This is a genomic window from Lewinella sp. JB7, assembly GCF_024297185.1.
Taxonomy (GTDB): Bacteria; Bacteroidota; Bacteroidia; order Chitinophagales; family Saprospiraceae; genus Neolewinella.
In genome coordinates this window covers 483,849-503,140 of record NZ_JANCTD010000003.1, presented here as the reverse complement: position 1 = coordinate 503,140, position 19,292 = coordinate 483,849, and the positions used below count along the sequence as shown (strand labels likewise).

Here is a 19,292-nt window from a genome sequence, read left to right as displayed (position 1 = left end):
GTCATCCTTTGGCACGACCTTTGCCCCCTACGGTGCGTTGTAGCCTAAATACTTCGCCGTCTTTATGAATAAACTACTTTGCCCGTGCCCCCCGACGATCACCCGGACCGGAACGCAGCGGGTAAGGTCCGTTCATAACCTCTCCGACTGGCAACTGACGACTTTTGACGAAGCGCGGGAGTTCAGCACGCAGTGGCCGCAGCCCGATCGTGCCGATGATTTCTGGCTGCGCCCCACCACGCTTTCCTTTCTGAGTGCTCATCCGCAGGGGATGACGACCGAGGCCGTTCAGCTTCAGCATACCCCGTCGGGGCGCTCCCTCCGGTTGACGGTGCAGACCTTCACCTTTCATCTCGGCACTCAGGTCAGTGATTCGGCGAAGGGGGATACCTCGCGCTGGGACATACGTCGCCGCCTGCTGGCCCCCTTCTCGAGTAAGGTGCTGACCATCGGCCAGCTCCTGACCTCCGGCAACCTGGCACAGGACGGCACGGACGCGATCCCCGATGCCGAGCTCGCCAGGCTTTTGGTGGCGACCGCCGGTACGCTCTGCGCCGAGCGGAGCGGCTACCGTGCGATCCTGATCAAAGACATTTGCGCAGCCGGATCGCCCGCCGCCCGCGACCTGGTCCGGCGGGGCTTTACGTCGCTGCCGGTGGACCCCGTCATGGTACTGGACACCAGTCAGTGGAAAAATATGGAAGACTACCTCGAGAGTCTGAGCAGTAAGTACCGGATCCGGTACCGAAGGGCGCGCAGCAAGGGGCAGGGCATTTCCCGCCGGCGAATCGACGGATCGGAAGCGCTCGTGCGGCGCGATCGCCTCTATGCGCTTTACCGGGAGACCAGCAGCGGCGCGTCCTTTAACCTGACGACCCTCACGCCCGCCTACTTCGATTGGTTGATCGGGGTAGGGGAAGTATACGGGTACTACTCCGAAGACGGCACGATGGTAGGCTTCACCTCCGCCATCGCCAACGGGCCGGTGTACCAGGCGCACTACCTGGGACTGATGGAAGCCTATAAGTACAGCCACCACCTGTACCACAACATGCTGTACGACCTGCTGGAGGATGCGCTGCGGGGAGGGTACCGGGAACTGGACTACGGCCGGACCGCCCTGGAAATCAAGAGCTCGCTCGGCGCCGAACCGCGGTACTTCGCTACCCAGCTGCAACTGCGGTCGCCGGTCCTGAATCCACTGGTGCCGCATTTCGTGCCCGCCGTTTTCGCGCACCGGGAGTGGGTACGGCGCAGGCCCTTCCGCCGGGAATAGCGGATCGTTAATTTACGGTCACTAAATGCTTGTCCTGGCAACCGCTCGCCGATTTTAGGGGTTCCTTACCGTACCGGCGCGACTGAAAAAATCGCTTCTTAAAACTTGCCGGCCCAGCAATTTTTCCCTACTTTTCTCGTCGTAACTGGCGAGACACCAGCAAAATAAATCAACCGAATGAGCACAAGGAAGCACCTGAAGTACAAGTACCTCAAAACCAAGATCGCGCTCAGTCAAACCATCCAACAGTTACTAGAAATAAACCGAAAACGACGATTCTTCAAGGAGGATCCCGTGCGGGAGAATAAACTGAACGAGGAGCTTAAGGTGCTCAATGCGACGGCCGAAATTCAGGCACGTACGCTCAAAAGTTACGAAGAAAGCATTCAGGCACTGGAAAGGGCCTAGTGGGCGTTAAACTTCGCTTAAAGCCATCCATTCAGTCAATTTTGGCCGTTAATCCCCCGATATTCTGGTAACCAAGTTCGGTTGCCGTGAAATTCGTGTACTTTCTCATCCTGGTTTTTCTCCTCTTCGCTTCCTGTAGCATCGAGGATCGGATCGAGCGCCGGGAGGACCGTCTGATGGGATCCTGGCAACTCGAGCGTGCCACGTACCGGGGTGACGACGCACTCTTCACCCGCAACGTTACCGACGACTTTCGGGGGGACCGCATCACCTTCGATCCGGACTACACGGCCTACTACGAAACCGGTACCGGCCGCCGCTTCACCGGTTACTGGAGGATCAGTGCTCTACGCGACCGGGATGACGATCTGGAGTTCACTATCGACGCCGACTTTTTTGATCCCTTCGGCAACCCGGATTTCCGGTGGCTGGGCACCATCGACCGGCTGACCGAGAACAACTTCAATATCCGCATCTACGAACGTGGGGGGCTACTCCGACTGAAATGGGACCGCCTTTAACCGCTTGTCGTGGCGTTCGACGAACACGATCTGCACGGCCACGAAAATATTTTGCATCAGGATATACAGCATGGGCCCCAGAACCACCAGGGGATTGATGTATTCCAGGGCGATCCAGATGGAGAGCATCGTATTCTTCCGGCCGAGCGCCAGACTACCCTCCACGCGGTGTCCGGGGGGCGTGAGGCGGCTCCCGATGGCGAAATTGATCAGCAGTAAGCCTCCGATACACGCCGCCGTGATTGCGACAAACTGCCAGGGTACCTGACTTTCGTAGCGTAGATAGTGCGACAGACTACCGGAAGCGACCGCGATATTGCTCAGGAATAAAGCGAAAGCATAGGGGCCTATGCGTCGCAATCCGGCGAGTACCCGACCCCCGTAGCGTCTGGTCAGTTGACCCAGGACCAGCGGCCCCGCCACCGTACTTCCGATGGTGTAGACGAGTTCGCCCAGGGAGCGCCAGGACAGGTCGACACCCAGTACCGCCGGCAGCGCCAGGGGCACCACGAGGGCGAAACTAAGGTGGGTAACGATGATGGCACCGACCATATATCCCGCGCGGCGCTGCATGAGTCCGGCAAGCACCGGGGTGATAACGGCCGTCGGCGCCAGACCCATGAGTAGTAGGGTCCAACCGAGTTCCGCCGTGTACATATTCCCCAGATAGTAAACGAACAGGCCGATCACCGGCAGGAGGAGCGCCACCGCGGCCTGCTGCCAGGCGAAGATGCTCCGGTCGATCCGCACGTCGAGAAACGAAAAAAACAGGAGGATCATCAGGAAGGGCCGCAGCGTGCAGGTGTAATCGTCGAGGGCGGGGAGCAGCAGGCCCACGCCGAGTGCCGCAAGGATGAGTAGTGATTTTCCCATTACCCAAAGCAATGTTCGGGGCGGCGGATTGTTTGGTTCCGCCCGCCGGCATTTACCTTCGCGGCATGAGTAACCGCCAGACCATCCTCTCCGGCATCCAGCCCACCGGTAAAATTCACTTCGGCCGCTATTTCGGCGCGGTGAAGAACTGGACGGCCCTGCAGGAGCAGCACGACTGTATCTACATGATCGCGAATTACCACGCCATGTCGATGCCCTTTCAGTCCAAAAAACTGATCGAGAACAGCTGGGAGGCCTGCTTCAATATCCTGGCCTGCGGCATTCAGGTCGAGAACCTCTTCGTGCAGAGTCTCATCCCCGAGCACACCGAACTGAACTGGATCCTCAACTGCTTCACCAGTTTCGGGCAGCTGGGCCGTATGACGCAGTTCAAGGACAAGAGCGCCCAGAACGAGGAGTTCATCTCCGCCGGCCTGTACACCTATCCCGTACTCCAGGCGGCGGATATCCTGATTTACCGGGCCACGGCGGTACCCGTCGGTAAGGATCAGGAGCAACATCTGGAGCTGACGCGTGACATCGCCCAGCGGTTCAATAATTTTGCCGGCAGGGACTACTTCCCGATTCCCGAGGCCCTGTACACCCAGATCCCGAAGGTGATGAGCACCGCCGATCCCTCCCGTAAGATGAGTGCGAGCCTGGGCGACAAACACAACATCGACGTATTCGCCGAGGAATCGCGCATTCGCAAGCAAATCCGCTCCGCGGTCACCGATACAGGAAAGGACGAAGGCGGGGACGCGGGAGCCATGTCGGCGGGAGTAGCCAACCTGTTCAGCCTCCTGGAAGCGAGCGGGCGGGAGGAAGCACATGCCGCCCTCCTGCATGATTACCAGAGCGGCAGCCTGCGGTACGCCGACCTGAAGGAAGCGGTAGCCGACGGTTTGGTTGCGGTATCGACTCCGATCCGGGAACGCTACCAAGAGCTGAAGAGCGATCGCAAGGCCGTGAAAAATCAGATCAAGCAGAGTAGCCACGAGATCCGCCAACGCGCTCAGGAGACCGTGCGGGAGGTAAAGGAATTGTGCGGTCTGGTGAGGTAAACAGCCCCGGATCAGATAAACATATCGAGCACGAAGCAACCGGCCAGCCCGACGAGGCTGACGATGGTTTCCATGACCGTCCAACTGCGGAGGGTCTGGGTAACCGTGAGCCCGAAGTACTCCTTGAAGAGCCAGAATCCGGTATCGTTCACGTGACTGCAAGTCAGGCTACCCGCCCCGGTCGCCAGCACGAGCAGTTCGGGAGCTACCTCGCCGGTCCCCGCCAGGGGGAGGGCGATACCGGCCGCCGTGATCGCCGCTACGGTCGCCGAACCGAGAGTGATCCGCAGGGCGGCGGCGATCAGCCACGCAATGAGCAGCGGATGGGCGTTGAAGCCCTCGAGCGTAGTGACGATGAACTCACTGGTGCCGCTATCGACCAGCACCTGCTTAAAGGCACCACCCCCCGCAATGATGAGCAACACCGCAGCCATGGGAGCCAGTTGAGCCCCGACACGCGACATGAGGTGGGGAATGGATTGGCCCGTCTGGCGACCCAGGACAAACATGGAAACGACCACGCCGATCAGGAGAGCGACGGTAGCATCGCCGACAACAAACAGCAGGGGGGAGGTAAGACTGGAAGCGTCGAACGTCTTGATGATGGCCACGCCGGCCAGCAGAATTACCGGCAGCAGCGCGCAGAATACCGAGCTGGCAAAGCTCGGTAGGCGGGCGGGTAGTTCGGCATCATCGAGCACGGCGGCTCCCGTCGTCTGGGGCATTCCGCGGAGGGTGCGGGCGAAGAGGGGGCCGGCAATGACCACGGAGGGTACGGCGAGGATCAGCCCGTACACGAGCGTCCTACCAATATCGGCCCCGAAGGTGTCGGCGATCAGCACCGGGGCGGGGTGGGGGGGCAGAAAACCGTGGGTAACGGAAAGGGAGGCGACGGAAGCTACCGCGACCATGACCAAGGGCAAACCGGTCTTCTTCGCGGTCGAAAAGATGATGGGCGCCATCATGACGAAGGCGACCGAATAAAACAGCGGTATGCCGATCAGGAATCCAACCAGACATAAACCCCACACGACCGCCGTACCCCGCTGCCCCCCGACGAGCCGGTCGGTAATTACCTGGGCGGCACCCGTCTCGGCTACTACACCTCCCAGGGCCGCGCCGAGCCCCAGAATCAGGGCCAGGCCTCCGAGCGTGCCGCCGACACCGGACGTCACCGAGGCAAGCGTCGCTTCGGCCGACATCCCCAGGGCCAACCCGGCCGCTACGGATACCAGCACGAGGGCGATGAAGGGATGCCACTTAAGAAATACGATGAGTGCAAGCAGGGCCACAACGGCCACCAGGGTAACAATGATCGGCATGTCGTCAAGGTACAGACTTGGCGATCAATGCCCCGCTCGCTTACTTAGGCATTCTGCGCATTACTCATATCCACGGCGAAAGTGATCTTGACGTTCACCCGGTACTTATCTATTTTTCCGTCCTTGACGGTGACGCTCTGCTCCCGCACGTAGGCGCTCTGTATGTTCCGGACGCTCTTACTGGTCTCCGCTACGGCGGAAGCGACGGCTTCTTCGAAACTGTTGTTGCTTTCGCTGAGGACTTCGATTACTTTCAATACGTGGGCCATGCTGGGTTGATTTTGCGGACCGGCACTTGCCGTACCCGGTTTACTTGATAAAGCGGCCGATGAGAATCAAACTGGGTTCCCGGGCCTTTTCTACTTCTAAGCGCAATTTGTAGGGGCCGGGTTCGGTACTGTGGTATTCGATCATGGGGTAGGCATCTCCGTCCCGGTCACTCGCCAGTAGCCTGAACTGTTTATCCGCCAGATAAAGATCGATATCGTGATCGTCGTGGGCCGTGGTGGCCGCCAGGAAGTGATTGCCGGGGGGGAGGATCAGGTTTTCGATGGTTGCCCCCCGCCCTTCCTGTACCAGGTAGCCGAAGAGGCACCAGTTGTTGGGGCCGCCCAGGAAGCGACTGGCACCTCCCGCCGCCCGTACCGCTCCCGCCGCTACGCCGAACTGCCGGCTGACCTGTCGGAACGCGGCGTCGTCGATCGCCTCCCCGTAGGTCTGCAGCACGCCCAGCGCGGCCATCGAAGTGGTGTCCCGGCCTCCCACCAGGTGCAGTTGAACGGTGTAGGTAGCCGCCGACTCGACGGTTAGGTCCACTACGGGGGTCAGGTCCGCTTCCGTATCCGTCGCCACGATCGTACCGTAGGCATCCCGCACGACCAGATCAATGTCGGTAGCACCCGCTTCTCCGGCCGCGATGAAGGTGTACGTTTGCCCGGACTGCAGGTTGAACTGTAAGGAAACGGTCTCCCCCCGGCGCAGCTCGGCACCGGCCATACAGAGTCCGGGCCGCCAGGCCGAACCGGAAACGGCTACCATGAGGTTGCACTTCGTGTAGAGGCCTTCGAGGGTGGACGTCAGCCGATCGGCCGCCGCCCAGGATTGGGCGGGCAGTGGATTGATGAAAAGCAGCAACAGCAGGAGACGCAGGATGAGTTCCGCGGTGCGCCGCCCCGCTCCGGCATGATCGGCCGCGTAATCCAGTTGTGCCTGCCGGCTACGGGCGTAGGCTATGCCCTTCCGAAGTTTGCTCAGCTGCCGGACCAGGCTGTTCGCACCGTCTACGGTCGCGGCTCCGCCCCGCGCGATCGCTTCCCGGGCCTCCGGAAATTTATGGTAGCGCGGCCCGAAGATTACGGGCAGACCGTAGCTCATGGGTTCGAGTGTATTGTGGAGGCCGGTTTTGAATCCCCCGCCGACGTAGGCTACTCTCCCGTAGCGGTAGGCCCGGCTCAGAATCCCGATCGTGTCGAGGATAAGAACGCGCCGGTTGCTATCCGGTCCCGTGTACCGGTCGGCGTCGAAGCGGGATTCCCAGGCCATGATTTCGTCTTCCCGCAACTGATGAGGGGCCAGCACGAGACGCCAATCGTCCGGTACGGTCGGCCAGGCCGCCGCAATGACCTCCACGTCCGGGCCCCAGACGGATCCCGCGATTAAGGTAGGATGACCCTCCGTGAACCGCTGCAACCGATCGTCCGCGAAAGGAGCGCCGGCCAGGGCCAGCGTACGATCGACCCGGGGGTCGCCGGTAACGGTCACGTGCTCGATACCGAAGCGAGTCAGCAGGGATTGGTCCTGATCGGTCTGCACCAGGATATGGGTGAAGTATCCGAGCATTTTACGCCACCAGCTACCGTACCACCGGAAGAAGGGTTGCTGGGGCCGGAAGCTGCCCGCTACCAGAAAGGTCGGAACGGAGGCGGCGTGGAGGGCGGATAGGTGATAGAACCAGAACTCGTACTTCACGAAGATCGCCAGGCGGGGGCGAAGCAGAGCCAGCCAGTCCGCGGCGTTGCGGGCGGTGTCCGGCGGGAGGTAGGTGACCACCTCCGCCAGTTCCGTACTCCGGCACCGATCGTACCCACTCGGGCTGTAGAACGTAAGGACCACCGCCCAGTCCGGACGCAACTGCCGCAGGTGTTCGAGTACGGGGCGGCCCTGTTCGTATTCACCCAGACTCGCCGTATGCATCCAGACGATGGGTTTCCCGGACCGGTGCAGTTGCTCGATCTGCAAACGGGGATCGCGTCTGCGACCCTTGACCCACTTCGCCGCCCGCACGTTACCCAGGCGTGCGGCCGTGTGGATGCTACGGTGATAAACAGCCAGGCCGGTACGGTACAACCACTCCAAATCAGTAGAATATTTCCTTGCCTTCCCCTCCGTAGATGGGCAGTATGAGCCCGGCCCGCAGGCCCAGCACGACGTCCGTACGGCCGTCCGCCGGCGGAGCGGTGCCGAGGGGAATGTCGTAGCTCCGCAGCTGCTTCGTGAAGGCCAGGGTCATCTCCCCCCCGGCGAAGAAGTTGAGGCGACGGTCCCGTCCGAGTTGCTGGTAGCCGATAAATTGGTACATGGCCGGCCCACCCGCCAGGCGATCGTACCCGGCCTGGGCACCCTTGTCAATCTGGGGTACGAACTGAGCAGGGTCCTGCTGAAAGCGGATGCGGCTCATAAAGTAGCCCACGCCGGTTGTCAACTGAAGCCCGGCGCGGGGATTGTCGCCCAGAGGAAGGGTATAACCGGCGCGCGGCCCCACGAAGAGTTGCCGCTGCCGCAGCTCGATGGCCGCGGGCTCTCGCTGGTTGCCAATGATGAATCCGGCACTGGTGCGCAGGCCGGCGAGCACGTCCTCCCTAACCTGGTTGCCGAAGCCGTACTGCCCCATGACGCCAAACTGCCAACGGGAATCGAGGGGCATAAAGGTCACGGCGCTCTCGAGGGAAAACCCGCCGCCGAAGCGATCGCCCAGGTCCCCCGCCGAAGTAAAGGCCCCATAACCCAGATGCACCAGGACCGCCCGATCGAGGTTGCGTACGCCGGCTAGTGACTGGGCGTAAACCGACAGTGGCAGGATCAGCGACAGGAAAAATGTCCAGCGCATCAGCCCATCAGTTTTTCCTTCTGTAGGTGGTATTCTTGTTGGGTAAGCACTCCCGCGTCGTGTAGTTCCCGCAGGCGGGTGATCTGCTCCAGTACGTCGGCATCCAGCGGACGTCGCTTGCGGGAGGCATCGCTGCGGGGGGGCGGGGCACCGAAGTCTTCCAGTACTTCCCCGGCCTCGTCGTCCGTGCTCCGCGGCGGGCGGGTGAGGTCCACAAGATTGAGCTCCCGGTAATTATTACTGCGGAATCGGGCATACGCCGGCGATTCCCGGAGCTCGTTCAGCGCGGGGTGGCTTTCGATGCGCTCGGGCTTGGGAAGCCGGTGGGTCACGGAAAGTTCGAGCGCGTGCAGGGCCGCGGGGTACTGACCCAGTAAAGCGTAGCAACAGGCGATGTTGAAGTGAGCGACCGGATCCGTGGGCGCCTGTTCGATGGCTTCCTGGAAGGCCTCTACGGCAAGATCATAATCTCCGGACCGGTAATACTTGACCCCCTCCGCCTTGAGCGATTGTAGGTTGGCGCGGGGCGGCGGCGGAGCATTCAGGGTAGTGGTCGCGGCCTTATACGGCGGAGAGTAACCGCGCGCTACGAGGGCTTCCGGGTCATACTTCGCGGCCCACTTCTCGTAGGGAGTCGCCCAGAACACGATGGCCGTAATCATGGGGGCAAGCACGAAGCCGACCAGAATGAAGGGTGCCGGCATCTCCGGACCCTCCTCCGCCAGAAAGGCGATGATGGCCCAGAAGCCGACGAACTGCGCCGCCCCCCGCCACCACTGCCCCAGATAGAAGCGGTGCACGCCGAACATGCCCAGAAAGAAGGCGAAAAATCCCGCGAGGTCTTTTTTTAACATGTGCTAGCTGACGAATGGTGGTGTAACCGGTCGGAAGGCGCGGCGCTAAACTAACGTCTTTCCTTCCGGAAGTGTTGGCGGTCGGCTCCGGCTCCGTCAGAGTCTGCGGCGTTTGCGATTACTCCGGGTGTTGAACTCCGTCACGATGGCGTGCAGATCGCGGTAGCGGTACCCCCGTGAACCGATCTTGCCGGCCAGCTCCGGGCTGGCCTGGCGAAAGAACGCCCGTAAATTTCGTTTGTAGCCGCCCCGGGGGACCGGCAGAAACTGACCCTGTCCGTACTCCAGATAGTACTCCGGAGGTGGCTCGCGGAACAGGCGCAGCATACTATCGTCTACCCACCGACCGCTGCCCTTCGGTAAGCGGAACAGGCTGATGGCCCTGCCCCGTACCTCTTCCTGCAGGAAGTACCACATGCCTTCGTGGCGCCGGCTGACGAAACGCATCGCCTCACCGTGGTAGTTGAATCCGAACCCGCTCACCAGAAAGGGGTGGATCTGGTACTCGTCTCCGAAGTCATTGGTGAACGTGATGATGTTGCCGCCCGGCGAATACTGCAACACGTTGAGGTAGCCCGTCAATTGATGGCCGTCCTTGGTAAGCAGAAATCCCCGGTAGGATTCGGCGGGCAGCAGGACGGGAAGCAGGAGAAATGGGAGGAGGTAGAGTTGCCGCATATTCGTTGCGATTATTCCCGTAAAATAGCAAAATGCGGCCGCGCAACCCACCCACCATAGGGAAAAAAGTCGGCTATTAGCCAACAAGCGGTTCCACGGCGGCCAGCACGTCGGGTAGGGAAATAAAATTGCGGCGGTAGATGTAACGCAGATTATTGCGGTAGATCACCGTGGTCGGTAAGGCCCCGTTCCACTTATCGTCAAGGTCGCGCATCCAGCCCTGTCGCTCGTCCGTAAGTACGATGGTGGGCAGGTTGATGCCCCGCCGACTGAGGTAACCGGGGATGCGGGCAATGGCACCGGGTTCGGTATCCAGACTCACGAGGATGACGCGCAACGGCCCCTCCCGGTACTCCTGTTCGAGTTGTTGCAACAGGGGCAATTCCTCCAGGCAGGGTTTACACCAGGTGGCCCAGAAGTTGATGAGGTAGGTCGTATCGTTTTGCTGGTTAAACAAGGGAGCTACCTCACTAAAATCACCGTAGATTTTGGGCGCGTCCGCGGGAGCCAGCACCGTGGAGACGGGGGCCACCGGCGGGGGGTCGCTGCATCCTGACAGGATGATCATTAAGGCAACATAAAGTAGGCTAGCGGGCGATTTCAACATTGTCGGTGGTCAGGTCGGTAAAGGGGGGGTGGCGGCCGGGCCGACGGGCCAGTAGTCCGGAAGCGGGGCGGTCACTTCACGCGGTTCGGCGGTTTTCGGATCAGGAAAGGTAAGACTATAGGCGTGTAAAGCAATACAATTTTCCTGCAGTGGTCGGAGGGAACCGTACGTATGATCGCCGATGATGGGAGCTCCGGCGGTAGCCAACTGACAGCGAATCTGGTGAAAACGCCCCGTAATAGGCTTCACTTCGTATAGGTAATACCTCTCTGATTGGGTCAGTAGTCGGTACCCCAGGCGCGCCTCCTGAGTGCCGGGTAGCGGTCGGGTACTGGCAAAGGCTTTCTTGCGCATCGGCTCCCGCCCCAGGTAGTGAAGTAGTTCACCGGTAGTACGGGGCAGGGCGGCTTCCGTCACCGCCCAGTACACCTTCGTGGTGTTGCGGTGGGCGAAGGCTTCGTTCAGCGTGACCAGCGTCGATTTATTCCGGGCAAGCAGGAGAACCCCGCTTACGGGACGGTCGAGCCGGTGAACGATGCCGACGTAGCCCGGCTTCTTTGCACCCGGGCGTTTCCATTGCTCCTGCGCCCGCGCCTCCACGGTGTCGTACTGAAAGTGACGTTCCGTAGCAATACCGGCAGGTTTATTAATGACCGCCCAGTTCGGGCCTTCGGCGAGAATTTCGAGCATGTTGCACTAAAACAAGTTTCCGCGCGAAGGTTCACGTATTCCCCGCGGGGATGGGGGAGTGCCCCCCGGGAAATCGGAGGTGCCGGGTATCATTGTTGCCCCGCACCGGGACGAACCGGACGTAAAGTCATCATGTAGGCAAACAGAATAAAACTGCTCCCCGCGGTCAGCAAGAGTAACGAATGAGCCCCGAAACGGTACCACAGCAGGCCCGCTACCGTGCTCGCCAGCAGACTGCACAGGCTCGCCAGGGCACTGAACGTTCCGACGGCCGTAGCCATGTCGCGTTGCGCGCAGGTATGGGATATCCAGGCTTTAGCTACGCCCTCGGTAGCCGCGGCGAACAAACCGTACACCAGGAAAATGACGGCCAGTGCATAGGTAGCGGCAGCGAAGGGGAGCGCGGCGTACACGATCGCGAAGCAGACCAAGCCGAAAAGAAACATCCGTTTCGGGCCGTAGCGGTCGGCCAGGCCACCCAGGGGATAAGCTGCTACGGCGTACACCAGATTATAGTAAACGTACCAACCGATCACGGCTACGTCCGTCAGTCCGGTATGCTTCAGGTAAAGAAGCAGGAACATATCCGAGCTATTGATGAGGGCGAATCCGGCGAGTCCGGTCACCAGACGGCGGTAGGCGGGGGTGGCCCGCCGCCAGTACCCTACGAACTCGAGTAAACCCGGACGGCTGCCCGTCGTGCGTCGCGTCTCCCGCTCACGCAGCAGTAGGGCCGCGCCGACCGCCAATACCCCCGGTATGACGGCCAGGAAGAAGAGCCAGCGGTACTGCCCCGGGTAAAAGTACAGGAACACGAGCGCGAACAGGGGCCCCAGAGCCGCCCCCAGGGTATCCATCGATCGGTGAAATCCGAACACCCGGGCCCTGGTCTCCGTCCTCGCCTCCCCCGCAAGCAGGGCGTCCCGCGACCCGGTTCGAATTCCCTTACCGAAGCGGTCAAGCGTACGGGTGAAAAGGATCCAGGCCGGAGACAAAAAAAGTACGAGCAGCGGTTTGGCCACCGCGCTCAGGCCATAACCCCAGACCACGAAGGGCCGTCGGCGGTCTATCCGGTCGCTCCATTGTCCGAAAAAACCCTTGCTCAGTCCGGAGGTAGCCTCGGCGATGCCATCCAGCACTCCGATGCCGATCACGCCGAACCCGATGGATTCGAGGTAGATCGGTAGAATAGGATAAAGCATCTCACTCGCCAGGTCCGTGAACAGGCTCACGATGCCGAGCAGAACGACCGTACGGGTCAGGATGGATTTCATTAGCTGAACACCCGCAGCTCGGTACCGCTCACCGCGGTCTTGTACGTGGTCAGACCGTTGGAACCGAACTGGTTCAGTCCCCCACCCGCCAGGGTAAAGCGTGCACCGTGTACGGTACAGTACCATTCGTCGTTGCGCAACTGGATGGCAAAATTGCCCTCGTGACTACACTGCTGGGTGGCCGCTACGTAATTACCGTCGAGGGTACGGGCCACGACGATGGCGTTGCGCACTACGTAGCCGCCGTTGGTCGCCAGGGGGGCGTTTTCGGTCGCATCGAGGTCAAGCGTGAAATCCACCCCGGTGGGGGAGGTCGGAACGAAGGCCTTATCCTCCTTACTGCAACTACCCAGACAGGTAACCGTAAGGGCGAATGCGGCGCCGATGCCTAAGTTGTTGAGAAAGTCTTTACGGTTCATAGAAACAGCTACGATTAGGGAGGGGCGGGCGGTTTGAAAAACGGTCGCCCCGTTACTTCATTTGGAACTTGACGCCTATCGTGATCACCGACGGTTCGGGGAAATTTTTGGTGGTTACCCGAAAGGTATCGTCCGTGAACGACTCCCGGGCTCGGAAGGCAATCAGGAGGTCGGTAGCCGACAGACTTAGTAGCAGTCGGCGGGTCGCGTGGAGCGTTTCCGTCGGGGTGTAATCGGCGAATGCCGGTCAGAAGCGGTACGAAAGGTACAGGCTACTCCCCGCCGGCACCAGGCTCATACGCCGACGGCCCGGGGGCTTGCGGTGCAGCGCTGGTACGGCGTAGCCGATGAGCGCGCCGAGAGTATAACCGGCCAGTACGTCGGAGGGGTAATGCTGCCCCGCCCGGATGCGCAGGTAACCGGTCAGGGCCGGAAAGCCCGCCCCGAGGATCCAGGCGAATGGCTTCAGGCGGGAGTCGGGATAATAATCGCTGAACACCCGCGCGAAAAAGAAGCCCGCCGCCGCCGAGGTACTGGTGTGCCCCGACAGAAAAGCCGCCCGGTCGTTGCCCCGGATTACGGTCGCGGGATCCAGGTTCTCGTCGAATACGTAGGGGCGGGGGCGCTTGGCCGAGGATTTGACGATGTCGGTGAGGCCCTGGTTCAGGAGCATGGTTTGGGCGAACAACAGACCGATCTTAGGAGCATCGCGGCGCGTTTCGGGGCCGAGCAGCAGTAAGCCCGGCAGCGCGGCGGAGGCGTAGAGGCCGTAGTCGGAAAGATTGCGGGCCGCAGCGGAACTGAACTCCGTAGCGATGCGGTCGAAGGAGGGAATACTGCCCAGTTCAAGGTCGGAGAGCACGATGTCCGGCGTGCGGCTGCGCAGCAAACTGCCCAGCGCGACCGACCCCGCGGCGGCCGTTCCGTACACGAGGTCGCGTTTCAGGGAGAGATAGTACGGTCCGTTTGCCTGAGCGACTACCGGGGCGGTGCCCACCAGCAGCACGAGGGTAAAGATCCAGGAGTGCAGTACGCAGCGCGGTATGATCCAAGGGTGATTCATGGTCCCGAATGTGCCGGATAAAATTGGAGACTTCCTGGAGACTAGGGTAAATTTAGTTGTTGTTTTCGGGGTTCCAGTTCCCGACGAGCGTAATCCGTGAAGTAGCGGTGATCCGCCAGAAAGGCGTTGTTGGTAGTTTCCCAGTCTTCATCCGTGTACTTCACCCCGAGTTCCAGTTGCCACTCCCGCCGCAGCATTTCCTGGTAATCGGGGTAGGATTCGAAGGAAAGATGCAACAGATCCGCGTCGCAGATGATGGATTCCAGTTGATCCCGCGGTTGTTGGGGCATGGACGTGGCCCGGATGCAGGCGGCCACCCGTTCGATCTTATCGCTAGGGTAGCCCTCCTGTTCCAGCCACTCGCGGGCCATATTGACGCTGGCTTCCTCGTGGCCGATGTAGCACTCCACGTGACCCGCGTCGTGGAAGATCGCGGCCAGGCTCACGATTTCCAGTTCCTCCTTCGATACGCCCATGGCCTTGCCGATCACCTTCACGCCCCGCCAGACCGTGAGGGTGTGGTGGATGTTGTGAAAAATGCGGTTGTGGGGCAGCTCCCGGATCAGCCGCCGCGTGATGTAGCGGCTGGCGCGTTGGGTGATGCGTTTCTGCTTTTTCATGACGGGGGATTGTGCGTCCGAAAATTAAGGCAAACGGTATGGACTCCGGCTGCGGTAGCGCGGTAATCCAGGGCGAATCCGTACCGCTCACAGACTTCCGCTACGATCGCCAGGCCCAGCCCCAGGGACTGATTATCCGCCCGCCCCTTGGTGAAGCGTTCGAGCAGGTGGGCGGTCTGCCCGGTGTGCGGGGCACCGGAATTGGTCACGGTCAGGCGATCGTGTTTAAGAAAGACGCCAAGGTTCCCGCCGGTCACATTGTGTTTGATGGCGTTGCTGAGCAGGTTGTTCAGCAGCACGTCCATCAGTACGGGGTGGGCGCGGACGCAGGTGCGGTGCAAGTCGCGTTCGAGGCGGAGGGATTTGGCATCCAGCATTCCCGCCAGTTGCCGCAACTTGGTGTCCAGCAGAGCCGTCAGTTCGATGGGTTCCGTACCGCTGTACTGTTCGTTGTCGATGCGCGTCAGGAGCAGCAGGGCCTGATTCAGTTTCTTGAGTCGCTCCAGGGCTTCGCTGAGGTGCTGCAGGCGGGTAAAATCCTCCTCGCTCCGGTCGGTGGTCTGGAGCATGAGGTCGACCTGGTTGCGCATGATGGCCAGGGGGGTCTGCAGTTCGTGACTGGCATTGTCGGTGAACTGCCGCAGCGCGAGGTAATCCCGGCGAAGTTTGGCCGTAAGCGCGCGTAGGGTGGTACTGAGTCGATCGAACTCGTCGATGGATGAGGGGGGGAATACCAGTGCTTGTCGGCTCTTCAGGTCAAAATGTTGCACCTGCGCCAGCGCCGCATAAAAAGGACGCCACAGCCATCCGGAAAGGTAGCGGGTGAGCAAAAAGAATCCGAAGAGAAACAGCGCGAAGAAGGCCATACTCACGAAGAACATTACCTCGATGAGGTCCTCGTTCTCCACCGTGAGCCGGGAGACGGTGATGCGGTACGGCTGCCCGTTGATCTCGCGGTCGTAGGTCACGGTGCGGTAGGGCTCCATTTCCCGTTCAATGGGTTCGAACATCAGGGTATCGGAGAAGGTGAACGGCATGGTGACGGCGGCGACGGGCCGGGTCGTGACGACGGCATCCAGCTGGTAGAAGCTGTCCGGTACCACCGGAAGTTGGGCGAGGTAATTGTCCAGCCGTACGCTCGCGTCGGCCACCTGATCGTCCATTTCGTCGTTGATGACGTACCGGAGTACCCCGAAGAGTAGTACGCCGGTGACCAGGAAGGCGAGCGAGCCGAAGGCGAGGTAGTAGCGGGAGGTTCGCTGCAGTAGCTTCATGCCGGTGCCCATTTGTAGCCGAGTCCGTAGACCGATTGGATGTAGTCGGCCGCCCCCGCGCCGGTGAGTTTCTTGCGCAAATTTTTGACGTGGCTGTAGATGAAGTCGATGCTGTCGAGCAGGTCGGCCTGGTCGCCGCTGAGGTGCTCGGCAACGGCTTCCTTGGTCAGTACCCGGTTCTGGTTAGCCAGGAAGTAGATGAGCAGGTCGTATTCGGAGCGGGTGAGGTGGACCGTCGTTTGGTGGACCGTCACCGCGTGCTGTTGTGGCTGCACGTGGATTTCCCGGTAATCGATGTGTTGTTGGCCGCCGAACTGGTTGCGCCGCACGAGGGCCTTGATGCGGGCATTGAGCTCGGCCAGGTGGAAAGGTTTGGGCAGGTAGTCGTCGGAGCCCAGTTCGAGGCCGCTGATGCGATCGTCGATGCTGTCCCGGGCGGAGACGATGATGATTCCGGCCCGCTGGTTATTGTCCTTGAGCCTACGGATGATCTCCAGTCCGCTGCCGCCGGGAAGGGTAATGTCGACCAGGATGCAGTCGTAGTCGTACAGTCCGGTTTTGTCCCAGGCCTCGTCGAAGTCGGCGGCCAGTTCACAGCGGTTACCCTCCGCCTCCAGGTATACGCGCATGGATTCGGCCAGCGTGGGCTCGTCTTCGATGATCAGGATCTTCATGGGGCGGGTACGGGGCTATTAAGGTAAGCGGAGAAGCGCGCACCGACAATGTTGGCGTAACATGTTGGAGAAATCCTGGAGGGGGGGGTGGCGGCTAGCGGTTGGACCGCTATAGCCGTCGGACCGCTATAGCCGTTGGACGGTGGGGGACCGTCCAATGGTGGGGGCTCCGGCAAGTGATCATTGCGGTCCCCCCTCCAATCCGCATTTCGAAGGATTATACGACGGTGAAAGGACCGTACACGGGACACAAAACGCTACGGTACGCGGAGAGCCGTATGGCGCTTGACCGATCATACTAAGCCACCACGGCCGACCGCTATCCTCGTCTCAGAATGACCGCCTGCCAGGGCGCCAGGCGTAGCTCACCCCCCTGCCGGTCGAAGGTGGGATAATTATTAATGACCACGGCGGCATCCTCCGCTTCCGGCAGGTCGACGGTCACCGACTCCGAAGAGAAGTTCAGCACGATCAGCATCCGGTCGTTGTCCCCGGTGCGGGTGTAGGCATATACTTGCTCGTGGTCGGACAACAGCAGGTCGTAGCTGCCGTAGACCAGCACGGGGTTCTCCCGCCGCAGCTTGGTCAGCGCGCGGAAATGTTGCAGGATGGATCGCGGATCCTTCTCCTGGGCGGCAACGTTGATCTGCGCGTGATTTTCGTTAACGGGTAGCCACGGCGTTCCGGTCGTGAAGCCGGCCTGGGGGCCGTCCGTCCACTGCATGGGCGTGCGTCCGTTGTCGCGACTACTGAAGTTGAGTTCCTCCAGGAACCGGGCTATGTCCTTTCCCTGCGCCTGGGCTTTCCGGTAGCCGTTGCGGGCGGCAATGTCCCGGTAGTCATCGATCTCGTCGAAGTCGATGTTGGTCATCCCGATTTCGTCGCCGTAGTAGCAGTAGGGGGTGCCCCGCATGCTCAGCAGGAAGGTGTTGAGCAACTTGGAAGAGGGGGCGCGGTACTCCGGACGGTCATCGCCCCACCGACTCACCATGCGCGCCTGATCGTGGTTGGAAAGAAAAATCGACAACCAGCCGTCCTCCGCGAATTCCCGGTCCCACCGGCTGAAAACCTCCTTCATGGTGCGTAGTTCGTAGCCGCCGTACTTAGGTATATCCACTCCGTCGAAGGCGTACGCCATGTCGAGTTCTCTCCGGTCGGCATCGACCAGATCATGGGCATCCTGAAAATTGCGGCCGGCACCCTCCGCCACGCTCATGACGTCGTACTTGCTGAACACCCGTTCGTTCATTTCCCGGAGGTAGTCGTGCAGGCCGGGCTGCATGGCGTAGTAGTCGACAAAATTGGTTTCCGTAAGACCTTCGAACACCGGATAAGTGGTGTCCTTGGCCGAAAACTGAAAGGCGTCGAGCCGGAATCCGTCCACGCCCTTATCTGCCCAGAAGGTCATGATGTCGTACACTTCCTGTCGCAACGCCGGATTCGACCAGTTCAGGTCGGGCTGCTTCTGGCTGAAGTAGTGCAGGTAGTAGGCGTTGGTGATGGAGTCGTACTTCCAGGCATTGCCTTCCGCGTCGAAGAGGCTGTAGCGGTAGGGAGGTTTTCCCCGTTCGGCCGGCCACCAGTGGTAGTAATCGCGGTAGGGGTTGTCGCGGGAGCTTCTGCTCTGTACGAACCACTCGTGTTCGTCGCTACTGTGGTTCACTACGACGTCCATGATCAGTTTGATGTCCCTTTCGTGTAGGCCGGCGAGCATGCGGTCGAAGTCGGCCATGGTGCCGAAGTCGGCCATAATATTACGGTAGTCGCTGATTTCGTAGCCGTTGTCGTCGTTAGGCGAGCTGTAGATCGGATTGAGCCATACGGCCGTCACACCGAGGTCTCGGATGTAGTCCAGCCGTTCGATGATGCCGTTAAGGTCACCGATTCCGTCGCCGTTCGTATCCTGAAAGCTGCGGGGATAAATTTGGTACACGATGGCTTCCTTCCACCAGTCGTCGCTGGCTACTTCGGTGGCCGCCGTGCTTGGTTCGGTGTTCCTGGCGCATCCGAGCAGTAAGAGGAATAAGCATAGGAAAAGGAACAATCGATTCATGCGGCTTAGGCGTTGGGCGGGGTCGCGGGTGCAAGGCAAGTTATAGCGGCTAAACGCCGGCAAGCTTCGTTGGTTTCGCGCTGCTCGCCGTAGCGGTACCCGGCATCTTGCCGGGTCGCTACGGGGCAGTAGAATGTGCTCTACTCCCTATCCTTTTGGAAATATGCCCATGCGGTGGGGCGGGCAACACGGAGTAGCTATGCGTAGTGAGGAGCCCTTCCAGGGAAACCCTGGCACGAAGGCGGGCGGTGCAGGGTCGGCTTAGAAAGCCTCAACCTTGGATTGATACAAGGATGAGCCCTTCCAGGGAAATCTGGCACGAAGGCGGGCGGTGCAGGGTCGGCTTAGAAAGCCTCAACCTTTGATTGATACAAGGATAAGGCCTTGCAGGGCGCCCCTGCAAGAAGGGCGGGCGGTGCAGGGTCGGCTTGGAAAGCCTCAACCTTTGATTGATACATCCATAAGGCCTTCCAGGGCGATTCTGCGAAAAGTGCCGGCGCCCTGTGGGAAAGTTGG

General features: G+C 60.6%; 20 protein-coding genes. 4 read left to right on the top strand and 16 right to left on the bottom strand.

The features are described from left to right. Positions 1-64 precede the first annotated feature (64 nt). From NMA52_RS08195 to NMA52_RS08185, 3 genes are all read left to right on the top strand, one after another. Positions 65-1,276 carry a GNAT family N-acetyltransferase gene (locus NMA52_RS08195; RefSeq protein WP_254827179.1) on the top strand — a complete coding sequence of 404 codons (1,212 nt, stop codon included), beginning with the start codon at positions 65-67 and terminating at the stop codon, positions 1,274-1,276. A gap of 177 nt (positions 1,277-1,453) precedes the next feature. Next, positions 1,454-1,684, top strand: a complete 231-nt coding sequence (locus NMA52_RS08190) for a hypothetical protein (protein ID WP_254827178.1) — start codon at positions 1,454-1,456, stop codon at positions 1,682-1,684. Positions 1,685-1,779: 95 nt separating this feature from the next. Continuing rightward, a complete protein-coding gene (locus NMA52_RS08185; RefSeq protein ID WP_254827177.1) occupies positions 1,780-2,205 on the top strand; it encodes a lipocalin family protein in 426 nt (141 codons plus the stop codon). Here the strand turns inward: NMA52_RS08185 and NMA52_RS08180 are convergent. Further along, positions 2,176-3,078 (bottom strand): hypothetical protein, encoded by a 903-nt coding sequence (locus tag NMA52_RS08180; RefSeq protein WP_254827176.1) that lies wholly within the window; start codon positions 3,076-3,078, stop codon positions 2,176-2,178. The two genes, NMA52_RS08185 and NMA52_RS08180, sit on opposite strands and share 30 nt — an antisense overlap. Before the next feature lie 65 nt (positions 3,079-3,143). Here NMA52_RS08180 and trpS point away from each other — a divergent pair, with 65 nt between their 5' ends. After that, positions 3,144-4,142 (top strand): tryptophan--tRNA ligase, encoded by a 999-nt coding sequence (gene trpS, locus NMA52_RS08175; RefSeq protein WP_254827175.1) that lies wholly within the window; start codon positions 3,144-3,146, stop codon positions 4,140-4,142. An 11-nt stretch (positions 4,143-4,153) separates the two neighbouring features. Here the strand turns inward: trpS and NMA52_RS08170 are convergent, their stop codons facing one another. The 15 genes from NMA52_RS08170 to NMA52_RS08100 form a co-directional block, all read right to left on the bottom strand. Further along, the gene (locus tag NMA52_RS08170; protein ID WP_254827174.1) at positions 4,154-5,464 is read right to left on the bottom strand and encodes a gluconate:H+ symporter; all 1,311 of its coding nucleotides are present in this window, start codon (positions 5,462-5,464) and stop codon (positions 4,154-4,156) included. 44 nt (positions 5,465-5,508) lie between these two features. Then, complete coding sequence (locus tag NMA52_RS08165; protein WP_254827173.1) at positions 5,509-5,733, bottom strand: dodecin family protein; 225 nt, start codon at positions 5,731-5,733, stop codon at positions 5,509-5,511. A gap of 40 nt (positions 5,734-5,773) precedes the next feature. Then, a complete protein-coding gene (locus tag NMA52_RS08160; RefSeq protein WP_254827172.1) occupies positions 5,774-7,819 on the bottom strand; it encodes a 3-deoxy-D-manno-octulosonic acid transferase in 2,046 nt (681 codons plus the stop codon). Position 7,820: 1 nt separating this feature from the next. Continuing rightward, complete coding sequence (locus NMA52_RS08155; protein WP_254827171.1) at positions 7,821-8,570, bottom strand: hypothetical protein; 750 nt, start codon at positions 8,568-8,570, stop codon at positions 7,821-7,823. Next, a complete protein-coding gene (locus tag NMA52_RS08150; RefSeq protein ID WP_254827170.1) occupies positions 8,570-9,424 on the bottom strand; it encodes a tetratricopeptide repeat protein in 855 nt (284 codons plus the stop codon). The genes NMA52_RS08155 and NMA52_RS08150 overlap by 1 nt, the downstream gene beginning before the upstream one ends. A gap of 96 nt (positions 9,425-9,520) precedes the next feature. After that, entirely contained in the window at positions 9,521-10,102 is a 582-nt protein-coding gene (locus NMA52_RS08145) for a hypothetical protein (RefSeq protein WP_254827169.1), read from the bottom strand. Positions 10,103-10,178: 76 nt separating this feature from the next. After that, the gene (locus tag NMA52_RS08140) at positions 10,179-10,670 is read right to left on the bottom strand and encodes a TlpA disulfide reductase family protein (RefSeq protein ID WP_254827168.1); all 492 of its coding nucleotides are present in this window, start codon (positions 10,668-10,670) and stop codon (positions 10,179-10,181) included. A gap of 48 nt (positions 10,671-10,718) precedes the next feature. Continuing rightward, entirely contained in the window at positions 10,719-11,399 is a 681-nt protein-coding gene (locus NMA52_RS08135; RefSeq protein WP_254827167.1) for an RluA family pseudouridine synthase, read from the bottom strand. An 89-nt stretch (positions 11,400-11,488) separates the two neighbouring features. Next, positions 11,489-12,673, bottom strand: coding sequence for an MFS transporter (locus tag NMA52_RS08130; RefSeq protein ID WP_254827166.1), 1,185 nt, complete (start codon positions 12,671-12,673; stop codon positions 11,489-11,491). Then, positions 12,673-13,092 (bottom strand): Rieske 2Fe-2S domain-containing protein, encoded by a 420-nt coding sequence (locus NMA52_RS08125; protein ID WP_254827165.1) that lies wholly within the window; start codon positions 13,090-13,092, stop codon positions 12,673-12,675. The genes NMA52_RS08130 and NMA52_RS08125 overlap by 1 nt, the downstream gene beginning before the upstream one ends. 247 nt (positions 13,093-13,339) lie before the next feature. Continuing rightward, on the bottom strand, positions 13,340-14,155 hold the full coding sequence (locus tag NMA52_RS08120; RefSeq protein ID WP_254827164.1) for a phosphatase PAP2 family protein: 816 nt from the start codon (positions 14,153-14,155) through the stop codon (positions 13,340-13,342). 41 nt (positions 14,156-14,196) lie between these two features. Then, a complete protein-coding gene (locus tag NMA52_RS08115; protein WP_254827163.1) occupies positions 14,197-14,775 on the bottom strand; it encodes an HD domain-containing protein in 579 nt (192 codons plus the stop codon). Next, positions 14,772-16,049, bottom strand: a complete 1,278-nt coding sequence (locus NMA52_RS08110) for a HAMP domain-containing sensor histidine kinase (protein WP_254827162.1) — start codon at positions 16,047-16,049, stop codon at positions 14,772-14,774. Before NMA52_RS08110 ends, NMA52_RS08115 begins: the two co-directional genes overlap by 4 nt. Further along, the gene (locus NMA52_RS08105; RefSeq protein WP_254827161.1) at positions 16,046-16,723 is read right to left on the bottom strand and encodes a response regulator transcription factor; all 678 of its coding nucleotides are present in this window, start codon (positions 16,721-16,723) and stop codon (positions 16,046-16,048) included. The genes NMA52_RS08110 and NMA52_RS08105 overlap by 4 nt, the downstream gene beginning before the upstream one ends. Positions 16,724-17,042: 319 nt before the next feature. Then, positions 17,043-18,776 (bottom strand): alpha-glucosidase, encoded by a 1,734-nt coding sequence (locus NMA52_RS08100; RefSeq protein ID WP_254827160.1) that lies wholly within the window; start codon positions 18,774-18,776, stop codon positions 17,043-17,045. Positions 18,777-19,292 lie beyond the last annotated feature (516 nt).

Excerpts from the sequence above, each read along its gene's own strand:
- NMA52_RS08195 (WP_254827179.1), top strand. The coding sequence starts at position 65 with ATGAATAAACTACTTTGCCCGTGCCCCCCGACGATCACCCGGACCGGA.
- NMA52_RS08190 (WP_254827178.1), top strand. The coding sequence starts at position 1,454 with ATGAGCACAAGGAAGCACCTGAAGTACAAGTACCTCAAAACCAAGATC.
- NMA52_RS08180 (WP_254827176.1), bottom strand. The coding sequence starts at position 3,078 with ATGGGAAAATCACTACTCATCCTTGCGGCACTCGGCGTGGGCCTGCTG.
- trpS (WP_254827175.1), top strand. The coding sequence starts at position 3,144 with ATGAGTAACCGCCAGACCATCCTCTCCGGCATCCAGCCCACCGGTAAA.
- NMA52_RS08170 (WP_254827174.1), bottom strand. The coding sequence starts at position 5,464 with ATGCCGATCATTGTTACCCTGGTGGCCGTTGTGGCCCTGCTTGCACTC.
- NMA52_RS08165 (WP_254827173.1), bottom strand. The coding sequence starts at position 5,733 with ATGGCCCACGTATTGAAAGTAATCGAAGTCCTCAGCGAAAGCAACAAC.
- NMA52_RS08155 (WP_254827171.1), bottom strand. The coding sequence starts at position 8,570 with ATGCGCTGGACATTTTTCCTGTCGCTGATCCTGCCACTGTCGGTTTAC.
- NMA52_RS08150 (WP_254827170.1), bottom strand. The coding sequence starts at position 9,424 with ATGTTAAAAAAAGACCTCGCGGGATTTTTCGCCTTCTTTCTGGGCATG.
- NMA52_RS08145 (WP_254827169.1), bottom strand. The coding sequence starts at position 10,102 with ATGCGGCAACTCTACCTCCTCCCATTTCTCCTGCTTCCCGTCCTGCTG.
- NMA52_RS08140 (WP_254827168.1), bottom strand. The coding sequence starts at position 10,670 with ATGATCATCCTGTCAGGATGCAGCGACCCCCCGCCGGTGGCCCCCGTC.
- NMA52_RS08135 (WP_254827167.1), bottom strand. The coding sequence starts at position 11,399 with ATGCTCGAAATTCTCGCCGAAGGCCCGAACTGGGCGGTCATTAATAAA.
- NMA52_RS08130 (WP_254827166.1), bottom strand. The coding sequence starts at position 12,673 with ATGAAATCCATCCTGACCCGTACGGTCGTTCTGCTCGGCATCGTGAGC.
- NMA52_RS08125 (WP_254827165.1), bottom strand. The coding sequence starts at position 13,092 with ATGAACCGTAAAGACTTTCTCAACAACTTAGGCATCGGCGCCGCATTC.
- NMA52_RS08120 (WP_254827164.1), bottom strand. The coding sequence starts at position 14,155 with ATGAATCACCCTTGGATCATACCGCGCTGCGTACTGCACTCCTGGATC.
- NMA52_RS08115 (WP_254827163.1), bottom strand. The coding sequence starts at position 14,775 with ATGAAAAAGCAGAAACGCATCACCCAACGCGCCAGCCGCTACATCACG.
- NMA52_RS08110 (WP_254827162.1), bottom strand. The coding sequence starts at position 16,049 with ATGAAGCTACTGCAGCGAACCTCCCGCTACTACCTCGCCTTCGGCTCG.
- NMA52_RS08105 (WP_254827161.1), bottom strand. The coding sequence starts at position 16,723 with ATGAAGATCCTGATCATCGAAGACGAGCCCACGCTGGCCGAATCCATG.
- NMA52_RS08100 (WP_254827160.1), bottom strand. The coding sequence starts at position 18,776 with ATGAATCGATTGTTCCTTTTCCTATGCTTATTCCTCTTACTGCTCGGA.